Annotated in this window: 12 protein-coding genes; 6 read left to right on the top strand and 6 right to left on the bottom strand. The window is 70.7% G+C overall.

Features of this window, described 5'->3' with window-relative positions:
- The first annotated feature begins 92 nt into the window (after positions 1 to 92).
- From AB0L75_RS12600 to dapD, 6 genes are all read left to right on the top strand, one after another.
- Positions 93 to 1,745: a tetratricopeptide repeat protein gene (locus tag AB0L75_RS12600; protein WP_365179385.1), complete on the top strand. Its 1,653-nt coding sequence runs from the start codon at positions 93 to 95 to the stop codon at positions 1,743 to 1,745.
- 3 nt (positions 1,746 to 1,748) lie between these two features.
- Positions 1,749 to 4,340 (top strand): CHAT domain-containing protein, encoded by a 2,592-nt coding sequence (locus tag AB0L75_RS12605; RefSeq protein ID WP_365179388.1) that lies wholly within the window; start codon positions 1,749 to 1,751, stop codon positions 4,338 to 4,340.
- Complete coding sequence (locus AB0L75_RS12610) at positions 4,331 to 5,062, top strand: hypothetical protein (RefSeq protein ID WP_365179391.1); 732 nt, start codon at positions 4,331 to 4,333, stop codon at positions 5,060 to 5,062. The genes AB0L75_RS12605 and AB0L75_RS12610 overlap by 10 nt, the downstream gene beginning before the upstream one ends.
- 46 nt (positions 5,063 to 5,108) lie before the next feature.
- Entirely contained in the window at positions 5,109 to 5,432 is a 324-nt protein-coding gene (locus AB0L75_RS12615; RefSeq protein WP_365179394.1) for a multidrug efflux SMR transporter, read from the top strand.
- Positions 5,432 to 5,965, top strand: a complete 534-nt coding sequence (locus tag AB0L75_RS12620; protein WP_365179397.1) for a TetR family transcriptional regulator — start codon at positions 5,432 to 5,434, stop codon at positions 5,963 to 5,965. The genes AB0L75_RS12615 and AB0L75_RS12620 overlap by 1 nt, the downstream gene beginning before the upstream one ends.
- 64 nt (positions 5,966 to 6,029) lie before the next feature.
- Complete coding sequence (dapD, locus tag AB0L75_RS12625) at positions 6,030 to 7,016, top strand: 2,3,4,5-tetrahydropyridine-2,6-dicarboxylate N-succinyltransferase (protein WP_365179400.1); 987 nt, start codon at positions 6,030 to 6,032, stop codon at positions 7,014 to 7,016.
- A 49-nt stretch (positions 7,017 to 7,065) separates the two neighbouring features.
- Here dapD and AB0L75_RS12630 read toward each other — a convergent pair whose 3' ends face one another.
- From AB0L75_RS12630 to dapA, 6 genes are all read right to left on the bottom strand, one after another.
- On the bottom strand, positions 7,066 to 7,569 hold the full coding sequence (locus AB0L75_RS12630) for a hypothetical protein (protein WP_365179821.1): 504 nt from the start codon (positions 7,567 to 7,569) through the stop codon (positions 7,066 to 7,068).
- A gap of 165 nt (positions 7,570 to 7,734) precedes the next feature.
- Complete coding sequence (locus tag AB0L75_RS12635) at positions 7,735 to 8,208, bottom strand: hypothetical protein (protein ID WP_365179403.1); 474 nt, start codon at positions 8,206 to 8,208, stop codon at positions 7,735 to 7,737.
- 12 nt (positions 8,209 to 8,220) lie between these two features.
- Positions 8,221 to 8,856, bottom strand: a complete 636-nt coding sequence (locus tag AB0L75_RS12640; RefSeq protein WP_365179406.1) for a DUF6262 family protein — start codon at positions 8,854 to 8,856, stop codon at positions 8,221 to 8,223.
- Positions 8,853 to 11,477: a site-specific integrase gene (locus AB0L75_RS12645; protein ID WP_365179409.1), complete on the bottom strand. Its 2,625-nt coding sequence runs from the start codon at positions 11,475 to 11,477 to the stop codon at positions 8,853 to 8,855. Before AB0L75_RS12645 ends, AB0L75_RS12640 begins: the two co-directional genes overlap by 4 nt.
- The gene (locus AB0L75_RS12650) at positions 11,474 to 12,652 is read right to left on the bottom strand and encodes a tyrosine-type recombinase/integrase (RefSeq protein WP_365179412.1); all 1,179 of its coding nucleotides are present in this window, start codon (positions 12,650 to 12,652) and stop codon (positions 11,474 to 11,476) included. Before AB0L75_RS12650 ends, AB0L75_RS12645 begins: the two co-directional genes overlap by 4 nt.
- Before the next feature lie 190 nt (positions 12,653 to 12,842).
- Positions 12,843 to 13,745 carry a 4-hydroxy-tetrahydrodipicolinate synthase gene (gene dapA, locus AB0L75_RS12655; protein WP_365179415.1) on the bottom strand — a complete coding sequence of 301 codons (903 nt, stop codon included), beginning with the start codon at positions 13,743 to 13,745 and terminating at the stop codon, positions 12,843 to 12,845.
- Between the last annotated feature and the right edge of the window lie 126 nt (positions 13,746 to 13,871).

Raw genomic sequence — 13,871 nt, forward strand, 5'->3', positions numbered from 1 at the left:
CATCCCGTCGTCGAGGCTCCGCCCGGCACCCCGGACCGTAGAGTGAAGTCAGGGTTCTTTGCGGCCACTGTTCTCAACGACGGGGGAAGACAGTGCTGTTCGTACAGATCGGCAGGGAGTGGGCGGGCCTGTTGTCACCCGGACCGGCCGACCGGAGCGGGCCCGCCGAGCGTGTGATCCGGGAGGCGCTCGCGGCCGCGGCGTCGGGAGAGCTGGCCGCCCATGCCGAGGCGCACGGAGGGGAGCTGGCGCGGTACCTGCCCCACCTCATCGAGCGGGCGCGTACGGGCGTCCTGGACGACCACCGGGACCTGGAGGAGCTGGGCAGGGTGCTGGCCACCCTCGGTATCCACAGCACGGAGGCACAGGCCGCGGGGCACTTCCTCGTGGGGTACGCCCAGCGGTCCCTGGGCGAGGGCACGCGCCACTTCGAACTGGCCCGGCTGGCCTACCGCGACCTCGGCCGGCCCGTCCCCGAATGCCTCTCCGCGCTGGCCGCCGAGGCGAGCAGGCTGGAGCCGAAGAGCGAGGACCGGTCCCACCGGCGCCTCACCGAGGCGTTCGGCGCACTGGCGGCGGCCGACCGGGACTGCTCGGACCGGGTGGCCCCGGCAGTCCGCCACCACCTGCTGGTCCTCGAGGTCACCCGTGACCTCATGGCGGGCGGCGCCCCGCCCGCCGAGCTGCCCGCCGTCACCGAGGACGACCTGCACACGCTGAGAAGCGCCATGGTCGCCGCGCTGGACCGGCCCGACCGGGTGGCGGCCATCGCACGCTGGATCCAGTCGCTGCGCGGTCTGCCCGCCGACTCGACCGGGGAACTGGACGCCATGGTGGCCATGCTCGGCGAGGTCCACGCCCCCGAGCCCCGCATCCACCTGCTGTGCGACCTGATCGCCCATGGCGACCGCCGGCCCGGAACCACCCTTCAGCTGGCCAAGTCCCTCTCCGATGTGGGGCGTTGGAGCGAGGCCAAGGAGGCCCTCGTCGCCCGCGTCGGCGACCGGCCGGGACCGGAGCACCTCGAACTGGTCCAGTTTCTGGCGATGTTGTGCATCACCAGGGGGGATCCGGACGGGCCCGCCTGGGTGAGGAGACTGCGCGCCCTCGGCGGTGACCTGCCGGAGTCGGCGATGCCTCCGCCGTCGCAGGTCGCGGAGCGCAGGACACCCGAGCCGCGGGCCGTGTACGACCGCGGCAGCCTGACCATCGACCCGGGCCTCGCCGCGCAGGGCCAGGACGCGATCGCCGCGCACATGAGGGCGGCGATAGTCCGCGGGCTCCCCCGGGAGCAGGGGGCGGAGTTCCTCGCCGACATCGCCCGCACGGAACCGGAGCTGTACGCCCAGGTCATCGCGCTGCTGCCGCCCGACCTGCGCCCGCGGTCGGCCGCCGAGGAACATCTGGCCCGGGCCGAGCGCCTGTTCGCCCGGCGCACCTACCGCGAGGCCGTCTCCGCGTACCAGCAGGCACTCGCCGCCGATCCGAACCTGGAGTACGCCCACCTCGGCCTCGGCGACGCTTACTACATGCTCGGCGAGTTCCATGCGGCCGCCGCGCACTTCACCGAGTCCATCGCCATCAGGCCGACGCCCCAGGCGTACCGGTTCCTCGGCGACGCGCTGCTCAAGGGGCGGAACGACCGCCGGCGCGCGAAGGAGTGCTACGAGCAGGCCCTCGCCCTCGATCCCGAGTACGGCGGCGCCCGGGCGGCCCTCGCCCACCTGGAGCGATGGGGCCGGTGACCGATGACCACGACGCACGGGAACCCCGGTTCCTTCGGCGACCTGCTGCTGTCCAAGGTCCGCGAGGATCCGGACCTCGCGGGCTTCTTCCAGCGGAACCTCGCCCATGACACGGCGTCCTGGGAGCCCTGGCTGGCCGGCACCGCACCGGACTTCCGGGAGCCGGTCATCATCGCCGCGCAGGCCCTGTCCATCTGCTACCGCGACCGGGATCACGACCTCGGGCAGGCGGCGTTCTGGGCCGAGACCCAGCTGCGGCTGACCCGGACGCTGCCCGCGACCTTCGATCCGCGGCAGAGTCGGCTGGGCTACGGAAAGGACCAGCATGTCGCCGTCGCCCTCCGGGGGTTCGCCCGGGTGGAGACGATGCGCGGGGCCGTCGAGCACGCCTACAGCCTGCTGCGCGACGCCGAGCGGCACTTCCTGGCCGAGGAGGAGGTCAGACACCGGAAAGGGATCACCGAACGGCCGCTCGCCGAACGGATCCTGGGGGCGGGCGGGGACTTCCGTGACGACCTCTACACGCAACTGGCCCACCTCGCCTGGCAGGTCGGGGACGAGAACGGCGCACAGCACTACAGCGACCTCGCCATCGCGCACCGGAACGACGATCCGAGCGCCTACGGCGAGATCGAGGAACTGATTCTCCGCGGCAGGTTCCACCTGGACAGCGACCGACCGAACGTCGCACTGGACCACTTTCAGCGGGCGGCGAGCCTCGCCGAGAGCGCCGAGACCCAGATGTACGTGGCCGAGCTGAGGAGCAACGCCTACTGCTACCTGGCCGAGGCGTACGGCAGGCTCGGCACGCCGCGGACCGCCCTCGCCACGCTCGACAGGGCCCGGGCCCTGTTCGCGGACGAGACGGCGCCCAAACGGAACCGGCTCGCCCGGGTCGAGGTCTCCGCCGCACACGTCCTGCGCCGCCACCCCGGCCTCGGCGACCCCATGGCCCACCTCCTGCAGGCCCTGGAGTACTGCAGCCTGCCCGCCGAGCCGGGCGATCCGCACACCTGGACCACCACGGACGGCCGCCGGCTGCGGGTCGCGGCGCCGGCCGACGCATGGCCGATCCTGCTGGAGGCGGCCGAGATCCTGGAGGAGCGCGGGCACCTCACCGACCTGTGCGCGCTGCTCCGGGTCGCGACCGGCATCGCCGAGGAGGTACGCGCCGGGGCCGTCGACGAGGCGTCCCGGATCGCGGTCCAGGAGCAGCGCGGCCAGACCCTCGTGGCGCTGGCCCGCGCACAGCTGGCCCTCGCCCGGGAGACGGACGCTCCGCAGCACGCGGACGCCGCCTGGCGGACGCTGGAGACGCTCCGCGCGCGCACCTTCCTGGACATGGTCGGTGACGCGGTGCTCACCCCGCCCCGGGGCGTCCCCGCCGATCTGGCCGAGCGCGAGGCCGAGTTGCTGGAGCGGCGCCGGACGCTGCGCGCCGCTCCGGGCCGGGACAGCGGATTCTGGGCGGCGCACCGGGCCGTCGAGCGGCAACTGGCCGACGTCTGGCGGGACATGGCGGCCGGGTCGCCGGATGCCGCACCGTACGTGGCGGCCCGGCAGGCCCGCCCCACCTCGCACGCCGAGGTCGCCGCGCTGCTGCGCGCGGCGCCGCCCGGCCCGGGCGGCCGGGTGGTCGCGGTGAACATGCTCTTCCTCGACGACGAGCGGCTCGCCCTGCTCGCCGTGGCCGGCGCCGACCGCCATGTGCGCGTCGCCACGGCACGGGTGGACCGTACGCGGCTGGCCAGGTTCGCCGCGGCCAACTTCGGTTCGGCCGCGCGGGTCAGGGAGCTGGCGACGGACATGGAGGACCTGTTCCAGCACGAGCTGGCGGGCGTCGTCGCCCCCCTCGCCGACCTCTGCGAGCCGGGGGACACCGTCGTCCTGTGCCCCGCGGGACCGGTCCACAATGTGCCGCTCGGCGCGGTCCGGCTGGGCCAGGACGTGCTGCTCGCCCGCAACCCGCTGGTGCTCAGCCCGAGCGCGTCGCTGCTGCGCTCGCGGCGCCTGGTCGAGCGCCGCTCGGCCGGACGGACGTACGCGGTCTTCGGCGACCCCACCGGCGACCTGGCCGGTGCCCGGCGCGAGGCGGCCGAGCTGGCCAGGCGCTGGGGCGTCCGCTCCCGCATCGGGGCGCGGGCCACGGCCGGCGCGCTGCTCGAAGCGCTGGCCACGGACGGGACCGTCCATGTCGCGGCCCACGCGGCCTTCACCGCCGGCGATCCGCTGGCCTCCGGCATACGCATGGCCGACCGGCTGCTGAGCGCCCGCGAGATCCTCGGGGTCCGGGCGTCGGGCCCGGACCTCGTGACCCTGTCGGCCTGCGAGAGCGGTGTCTACGCGGCCGACCGCTCCGAGGACCCCATGGGGCTGCTGCGCGCGCTGCTGTTCGCTGGCGCCCACTCGGTCGTGGTCAGCCTGTGGAAGGTCCCGGACACCTCGGCGTACCGCCTGATGACCGCGTTCTACCGCGCGCTCGACCACGCCGGTTCGAAGGCACACGCCCTGCGCGAGGCCGCACTCGCGCTCCGCGAGGAGAACGACCGCTTCGACCGCTGGGCCGCCTTCACACTGGCCGGTTCATGGCTCTGACGACAGAGGGGACACGACTGCCCGTGTACGACGACGACTTCACCCTGGTCGACGCATTCGCGCTCGAAGTGGACGAGGAGGAAGCCGACCGGTCCGCGTACGCCGTCTCCGGCGAACAGGTCCTGAGGCTGTTCGGCCATGAGAACCGGATCGGCATCGCGATCCGGACCCCCGAGCGTGCCCCCGGCGCGGACGACGGTCCGGTTCCCGGCGGCGCCGTGTACGACATCGGCCTGATGCTCGTCGTCCACGCGCACCCCGAGTGCCGTTTCGTGTGGTCGCGTCTGGTGGTCGATCTGAGCGCGACGCCGGGAGCGGTCATCCAGGACATGGTCCCGAGCGAGGTGGAGGAGACCGCCGTCGAGGTGGAGGCCCGGCTCGGGGCGGGGCTGAAGTTCGCCACCGTGCTCTCGGCCGTCGATGTCGAGGCCCGGCCGGAGCTGGTCAGGAGGCGGACCGTGCACTTCCCGACCGTGACGGCCTCCGGCACCGGGTTCCACAAGGCCTACTGGGACTTCATGGCCAAGGACGACAGCTATCTGCACACCAACCGGGAACTGCGGCTCCTGGTGAGCGCGCCGGCCGACGCGCCCGTCGTGGGCTCCTTCTCCGTCCGGGCCAGGCTGCGCATGCCCGGGCTGAGGAACCTCGTACCCGTACGGAAGAAGGGCGGCCTGGACACGACGGTCCAGCTCGTCCCGGCCCCCGGCGGCGTGGAGTGAGGGGCACCGCTGCTTCGCGCTCCGCGCGATGTGTACGCTCGTACACATGGGATATCTGACGCTCGCCGGCGCCATAGCCGCCGAGGTCGCCGCGACGACGGCGATGAAGTACAGCGAGGGCTTCAGCCGGCTCTGGCCCTCGCTCGTGACGGCCCTGGGCTACCTCGTCTCCTTCGCGCTGCTCGCCCAGACGCTGAAGACCGTCCAGATCGGCACGGCGTACGCGATCTGGTCCGGGGTGGGCACCGCGACCATTGCCGTCCTCGGCCTGCTGCTGTTCGGCGAGGGACTGAGCGCCGTCAAGGTCGCCGGGATCCTGCTGATCATCGGGGGAGTGGTGGTGCTGAACCTGGGAGGGGCGAGCCACTGATGCCCCGCCGCTACGACCCCGACCGGCGCCGGCGCCTCATCGACGCGGCGATCCGCGTGGTCGGCCGGGACGGCATCGCCGGTCTGAGCCATCGCTCGGTCGCCGCCGAGGCCGATGTCCCGCTCGGCTCCACCACGTACCACTTCGCCACCCTGGAAGAGCTGATGGTGGCCGCGCTGCGGCAGGCGAACGAGACCTTCGCCAGGGTGCTGGCCGAGCATCTGCCGGAGCACCGGCAGGGAGATCTCGCCGCGGACCTGGCCCGCGCGCTCGGCGAGTGGCTGGGCGGCGACCGTACGGGCGTGGAGCTGGAGTACGAGCTGTATCTGGCGGCGCTGCGCCGGCCCGCGCTGCGCCCCGTCGCCGCCGAGTGGACCGAGGACGCGGCGGCGCTGCTGGCCCGGCGCACCGACCCGGTCACGGCCCGCGCCCTGCTCGCGCTGATGGACGGGATCTGTCTGCAGGTGCTGCTGACGGGCGGTTCGTACGACGAGGAGTACGCCCGCGCCGCGCTCGCTCGGCTGATCCCCTGAAGCCGCGCTCGGCAGGTGAGACGCGGTTCGCCCTGACCACCTCGCCCACGTTAGGTTTGCTCGCATGACCGACTCTGCTTCCCGCACCTCCGGCGCCGTCGCCGCCGGCCTCGCCACCCTCGCCTCCGACGGCACCGTTCTCGACACCTGGTTCCCGGCCCCCGAGCTGGCCGGGGAGCCGGGCCCGGCCGGCACCGAGCGGCTGACCGCCGAGCAGGCGGCCGAGCTGCTGGGCGAGGGCGCGGCCAAGGCGGTCGGCCCGGACGCCCGCCGGGGCGTCGAGGTGGTCGCGGTCCGCACGGTCATCGCCTCGCTGGACGAGAAGCCGATCGACGCGCACGACGCCTATCTGCGTCTGCACCTGCTCTCGCACCGTCTGGTCAAGCCGCACGGCCAGAGCCTGGACGGCATCTTCGGCCTCCTCGCCAACGTCGCCTGGACCTCGCTCGGCCCGGTCGCCGTGGACGACATCGAGAAGGTGCGGCTGAACGCCCGCGCCGAGGGCCTGCATCTGCAGGTCACCTCGATCGACAAGTTCCCGCGGATGACCGACTACGTCGCCCCCAAGGGCGTGCGCATCGCCGACGCCGACCGGGTCCGCCTCGGCGCGCACCTCTCCGAGGGCACCACGGTCATGCACGAGGGCTTCGTCAACTTCAACGCCGGCACGCTCGGCACGTCGATGGTCGAGGGCCGGATCTCCGCGGGTGTCGTGGTCGGCGACGGCTCCGACATCGGTGGCGGCGCCTCCACCATGGGCACCCTGTCCGGCGGCGGCAACGTGATCATCTCCATCGGCGAGCGCTGCCTGATCGGCGCCGAGGCGGGCGTCGGCATCGCGCTCGGCGACGAGTGCGTGGTCGAGGCCGGCCTGTACATCACCGCGGGCACCCGGGTCACCATGCCCGACGGCCAGATCGTCAAGGCCCGCGAGCTGAACGGCGCCTCCAACATCCTCTTCCGCCGCAACTCGGTCACCGGCAAGGTCGAGGCCCGCCCGAACAACGCGGTCTGGGGCGGCCTGAACGACATCCTGCACAGCCACAACTGACGTCTCGCACGCCCGGAGCGCCCTTCACCGCGCGGTGGAGGGCGCTCCGTCATGCGGGCAGGGTCGTGGCGAACCGTGCCAGCGCCGTGAAGTCGCCCTCGCGCAGGCCGACGCGCGGGTTGACATGGTGCAGGAGAGCGGGGGCGCAATGGTGCGCCGCCACATAGGAGACGTCGGCCGGGCTCTGCTCGTCGTCCACCCAGGCGAACGGGCGGCCCCCGGCGTACGCCACGATCGCCTCCGTCTTCCAGTGGACGCCGTCCGGGCGCTCGGCGAACAGGCCGCTGCCGAAGTCGACGTACGGCAGGTCGGTGGGCAGGCCGACGACCGGCGCGATCCAGACGTTCGCCTCCTCCATCCAGCTCGTCGCCCAGACCAGCTCGTAGCCGAGCCGCAGCAGCGCCGGGCCGTGCTCCGGGTTCAGCCAGACCCGCAGGGGACGCCGGTAGCCGAGGGGCACCCGGATCGTCGTATAGCCCTCGGGCCGGCGTTCCGCCTGGGCCGCGTACGGGTTGAGGGGGCCGTCGATTTTACCGACCGCAGGAGCTCGAATACCGGCTCTGAACTGCGACGATTCATAGACTACATGTCCGCAATGGCGAGTTGGGCAACGTTGCTGTAGCTCGTCCGGGTGGTCTCATGGGGCGGCCCGTCCACCGGGACGATGGACGGGCCGTGAAGGGTTTCGGCGGTGCAAGATCACATGGTTGGTCCGGGCTTAGCCCTGGCTGGGGCCGTCGTAGTAGCCGGGCCGGGCCAGCAACACGGAGTTGAAGTAGTAGCCCTGCTCGTCGTCCGGTTGATCGTCGCCGTCGAAGGGGCGCCAGAAGCTGAGCAGCAGCTCTGGCGCAACGAATGACGCGGGGTCCTCGTCGTCGGCGACGATGGCCGTGAGTTCCGACATTCGGGTCACGACCTCGCGGGCCGGCAGGCCGAAGACGTCGATTCCACGGAAGAACACGACGTCAGACGGTCCAGAAGGGCGTCCCAGCTCAACGGCCTCCAGCCGGTCACGCACGCATCCGATACTGATCATCAGGCCGCTCGGCCGGAAGATGTGCTGACCGCCCTGATCGGACGGGGAGAGAGCCGCTGGTTCCCGCAGCGAGTCCAGTGCGCTGTTCGCAGCCTGGCGCGACATGCCAATCTGCAGAGGTCCCACGCCGATGGGTGGGGCGAGCTCGAAATGCATGTCCGCATGGTGTCACGGGCCGCGCTTCTCGCCCGGAGCGGCTGATTCAGCATCTGCCGCGGAGTGTGCTGGCCCCAGGTTGGTGATCTGTGCTTCGAGGTCGGCGAGGCGCCGGTCTTGGAAGCGGAGGTTGGAGCGGGCAGCCTTGAGCCGTTCGTCGAGGGTGCGGTTGTCGGCACTGAGCTGGCGGACTCGCTGCTTGAGGGTGGTGTTCTCGGTGGTGATCCGCTGGATGGCCTCCTCGGTCCATTCGGCCTGCAAGTCCCGGATCTCGCCGATGAGTTCACCGATGCGGGTCCGCTGGGTGAGGATCTCGGCGTGAGCGGCCTTGAGGGCGTCCTCCGCGTTGAGTGCGCGTTCGCGCCAGGTCGCCTCGCGCTCGTCATCCTGCTCGGCGAGCGTCCGGGACCGGCGTGCGCCGGCGTCGACCATGGCCGAGGCGATGGCGGTCCTCGCCTCGGGGTTGTCATAGAGGAAGGTGCGGGAGACGTCTGCGCGTCGGGCGACGGCGGCGACGCTGATCTGTGCCTTCTCGCGCCGGAGGCGGGCGATGGCCTCGTGGACTCGCTGGAGGGCGTTCTCGGTCTTGTGACGACGGGCCGCCAGGGCGGCTGCCGTGCGGGGTGCTGGAACGCTGGCGGTCTTCATGCGATGTCCTGTTCGAGATCGTCGCCGTCTGTTGTGCACGCATCGCTGTACTCGTCCTGCTCCTTGCTGCCCGCGTCGGCGAGATCGACGGCGCGAAAGGCGGTGGACCACACGCGATGGAAGTAGTCCTGTGGTTTGCGCAGGTCCAGGGCGAGCGCGTCATCAAGGAGGCCAAGGCCGGCCAGGGCCTTCTCCAAGCCGTCGATGGCGCGGGCGGTCGGCTCGAAGTAGCGGTGGAGGTAGTCCGCGGTGGCGTCGTCCGGGGCGCCCTCGGCCAGCAGCCGCCACTGCTCGCGCTTGCGCCGCCAGTAGAGGAGGTCCGCGCCGGAGAGGACGAACTTGTCGCAGTTGTGGCAGTCGAGGTTCCAGGGACAGGCACCACCGTCGACGACCGGCTGGAAGGTGCAGAAGCCGCCCTCGGCCGGAGTGCTGCGGCGGGCCAGGTCGACCGCGATGGCCAGGGCCTGCTCCTTGGTGAGCGCCTCGGCCGAGTCCCCTGCGAGGAGCTCACCAGGAGCGGCCGTGCCGGGGCCGGCGACCCACACATGCTGGAGCACGTTCTCCAGGTCAGTGTTGGAGAGATGGACGTAGTGCTCGGCCATCCGGTCCGAGACGTGTCCGAGATAGCGGCGGATGTGGGTGAGGGTGGCGCCCTGGCGGAGGAGGCTGGTGGCCAGGGTGTGGCGGGCCTGGTGGGGGACGCAATGGCCGATGTCCATGGCGTCGACCCAGGGACGGAAACGGCTGTAGAACCACGGTCTGCTCAGTGCGATCGTCCCATCGGTGCTGCGGTAGCTGGTGGGGAACAGCGCGAGCCCGTCACGTTCCTTGCCCGTGGGGGTGTAGCCGTGTTCATCGGCGAACCGGCTGAGCGTCTTACGCTGCCGTTCGGCAATGAGCTCGAAGAGCGACTCGGGGATGCGGATGGCCGCGTCGTAGTTGCCGACTTTGGTCTGGTCATGCCAGAGCAACGCAAGTCCGCTGAGTCGGCTGATGCAGTTCCAGCGGAGCTCGATGACCTCCCCCAACCGCCGTCCGGTGACCACGAGGATCTCCCAGATGTCCCGAGCGCCCTCGTCATCCGGATCGTGGACGCGTGTGAACTCGGCGAGATTGTGTTCGTCGGCCAGTGCGCGTGCCGCCTCGTCGGCGAAGGGACGTCGCCGCTTCTGGTAGGCGGTGCCGCCGGCGTTCGGCAACGCTATGACGAACTCCCTGGCCAAGCCGATGGCGTCAGTAACGCCATCGTCCATCGCCTTGCGGAGGATCTTGCGGGTGTGGTTGAAGACCACCGATCGCGTGCCGGTCGTGACGATGCTCGGCTTCCCGTCGACCCGGACCGTGGCCAGAGACGGGAGTGCATGGCGCTCGCGATGTCGCTGATCTGCGACGAAGCGGTCGGCGTGTCCCTTCGCCAGGACTGCGGGGTCGCGGCCCCCGCCGGGGGCGTCGACCTCGAGGAAAGCGCTCAACTCGGTCATCGCCTGACGAATGTGGTCCAGCGTGTGGGCGCTGTTGGGGCAGCGCGGGGAGCGCAGGAGTTCGGCGAAGTAGTCCCACGTGATGTCCCGCAGCCATCGTTGAGAGATCGCGGTGAGGCTGACGTGCCCGAGCCGGTTCTCATAGCTGATACCGAAGTGCCTCGTTTCAAGGAATCCGGCCTCTTTGGCCTCCTCAGGAGTGAAATAGACCAGGCGCAACTCATGGAGGATCTCTTTCGCGATCCCGCTGGCGGTCTTGCTCAAGCAAGCAAGGTCCAGATCGACAATCGAGGTCGCATCCTGCTCGCGGCAGGTGTTCACTACCATGCGGAGCGCGGTGACATCCCAGCGGGCCGGACGCGACCGCTGTGTGTGAGTGAACAACCCCCACTGGATTTCTGCTCGCGGCAGCGGCCTAAGCCCGCGCAAATTCAGCTGAGCGGGCACGGAGACCGCGATCTCCTTGTCGCACCACGCTCGGAACTGGACGTGGTCGATGTAGCTGACAGCGGCTCGGCCGTCACGCCACGATCCGCCCGGAATGGACGCGCCGCCGGGAGAACCCGCTCTCCGGTAGGCGTGAGCGTGTCGCTGGCACAGTCCCAGCCGTGACTCTGCCAGCAGAGGACAGACGAGCACCGTGCAGGTCCCGAACCCCGGAGCAGGGCTTTGCTCGGCGGCCCACCCATCGAAGTCCGGTGTGGCTTCTTGGCCGGCTTGCGTCCGACTCCATTTCTGGAGGTGATATTTGCAGAGACGGTACTGGCCCGCCCGCGCGGGTCGCCCGGGGCAGATCAGACAGGTCAGATTCCCGTCATGCTCGGTTGTCTGGCTCAATGGTTCAGCAGCGCTGAGGAAGGCTGACCTGCTGACACCTTCTTTCGCGGCCGCGAGCCACTCCTGGCGATGGGCGTGGCAGAAGTCGCCGAGGCCAGTGGCGCGCTGGCAGTCGGTGACCCGGCAAAACCATCGATAGGTCTGGTGCCCTGGCGGGATCTGGACGATGTCGTCGCGGAACAGAGGATCGAAGGAGGGCGCGCCTGTCAGCGCGGTGAGGATCTCCAAGCGATCCCTGCCGATCCGCGTGTGATTCTGATGCGTGGTCAGCAAGGGCAGGAGAAACGCGTCCCGGCGCTTCATCGGCTCTCACCCCAGACCGTGCGCAGAGCGGCGTCGAAGACCGGATCATGGATGTCGACGTGACCGTAGACCTCGTCGACCATCGCGGCCGAGGCCCAGCCGCCTGCGTCTCGGGCGATCAGGGTGTTGCCTTCTGCGGCATCGAGAACCGCCGAGGTGAAGGTGTGCCGGAAGGCATGAGGTTTCACCAGCCCCAGACCAGCGCGTTTCCCGGCCCGGCCGAGCATCCGGCGGGCGCCGACCGGTGCCCACGGCTGGCCCGTATCGGCGCCGTGCAGTTGGACCAGGAGCATGCCGTGCCGAGCGTCGTGTGGGTACTCGGTGGTGATGTACTCGAAGTAGGAGTGCACCATCGCCGGGCTGACTCGCTTGATCAGCCCTCCGGTGACCGTCCCGCGCTCGACCTGCCACGGGTGCTTTGTCTTGGCTTCGGCCCGGTTCGGGTTGCCGGGCCGGTGGCAGACGTGGAGGTGCGGGGTGCGGCACTCGCCGCAGGCAGCGTTGTCCCGCAGGTGCAGGTCGACCAGGTGCAGCCCGCAGAGCTCGCCGATCCGCAGACCCCCGTCGGCGAGCCAGTCGACGACCAGCCGGTCCCGGGCAGCGTCCACTGTCTCCAGCAGCCTCTCCCTCGCCCCGTCCGGCAGCATCTTCGGGTGTCGACGGTGCGGCCCCTTCGGCGCCAGCGGGTTCGTGGACAGTGGCGACTTCACGTGACCGAAGAACGAGCGGCGGCGGTCCACCCGCGACGGCAGCCGGGACTTGTCGAGCTTCTTGCCGAGTTCGCCGTTGACGCCGAGGGAGGCCTGGTGCAGGTAAAAGCCCTTCAAGCAGGCCGCCGCGGTCGACAGTGCCGAGCGGCCGTAGGGGCGCTTGCCGACCCGCCACGGTTCTCCGAGGGGCATGCGCACCTTGGCGCCGACAATCCCCATGTACCGTTCCAGATCGCGCAGTTGGACCGTTTCGAAGGCCAAGCATTCGCGCTCCAGCCACCGCAGGTGATCCACCAGGTAGTACGCGTAGGTCTTCTGCGTGCCCGAGCCCTCGTGCTCACGCAGGAACCGGTCCGCCTCCGTGTGGAGCGTGCCCTCGGGCCAGACGATCGTCCATGATCTCCGCCCGTCCTTCCGCTCGATCTGCTGGACCCTCAGGTCTCCGATCACGACGTGCCGTACCACTTGTCCTCCGTACCGACTCCGGAACATGACAGACGTCCCGGTCCCGGTCGGTAAACGAGCCCACGACGCCTTCGTCACAGGCCCAGACAGACATCACGGGCGGCACTACCCGCGGTCGGTAAAGTCGATGTCCAGGAACAGCAGGGGGCGGCTCACGAGGACACCGTACGGCAGGGCCGACGGCCGCCGATCAAGCGGCCATGAGCGTCTCGTACCGGGCCAGCAGTTCGTCGGCCGGCTCCCGGCCGGCGGGCAGCAGCGGTGCGCGTACCGGGCCCCCGGGCAGGCCCAGACGGGCGAGGAGGGCCTTGGCGGTGACCGTGCCCGGCAGGCCCGCGCCCATCATCGCCTCGATCAACGGCGTTGCCCGCAGCTGGAGTTCGGTCGCCCGAGCGGTGTCGCCCGTGTCGAACGCGTCGAGGATGGCGGCGATACGGCCGGGGACGGCGTTCGCGACCGTGCTGACACAGCCCGCCGCGCCGACCGCGTACAGCGCCAGTACATGCTCGTCGCAGCCGGCGTAGTACGCCAGGTCCGTGTGTGCCAGCACCTTCTGGGTGCCGAGGAAATCGTAGGAGCAGTCCTTGACGGCCACGATCCGAGGATGCGCGGCGAGACGGATCATCGTCTCCGGCTCGATCCGGGTGCCGGTGCGGCCCGGGATGTCGTAGAGCATCAGGGGCAGGCCGCTCGCGTCGGCGACCTCGCGGAAGTGCGCCTCCACCGCCTCCTGCGGCGGCCTGCTGTAGTACGGCGTCACCACCAGCACCCCGTCGGCGCCCGCCGTCTCCGCCGCGCGGGCCAGCTCGACGGTGTGCCGCGTGTCGGCGGTGCCCACGCCCGCGACCAGGGGCACCCGCTCGCCGACCGCCTCCCGGACGGCCGCGATCAGCTGCGCCTTCTCCGCGTCCGAGGTGGTGGGCGACTCACCGGTCGTGCCGCTGAGCACCAGGCCGTCGCAGCCCTCGGCCACCAGCCGCGCCGCCAGCTTCCGGGCGCCGTCCAGGTCGAGGGCGCCGTCCTCGGTGAACGGCGTGATCATCGCGCAGAGAGTGCGGCCGAAGGGCCGGGCGGTGGTCCGTGTACGCGTCATAGGAGTAGTCTCGACACGATCTTGATGAAGCTCTACTTAATTCTTCTACGTGGTATAGCTAAGCATTGCTGAGATGTCTGGGTGGCGGCCGAAGGTCCTGTGTCCAACTCGGCCCTTCATGGGTCA

The organism is Streptomyces sp. NPDC052101, from assembly GCF_040680235.1.
GTDB lineage: Bacteria > Actinomycetota > Actinomycetes > Streptomycetales > Streptomycetaceae > Streptomyces.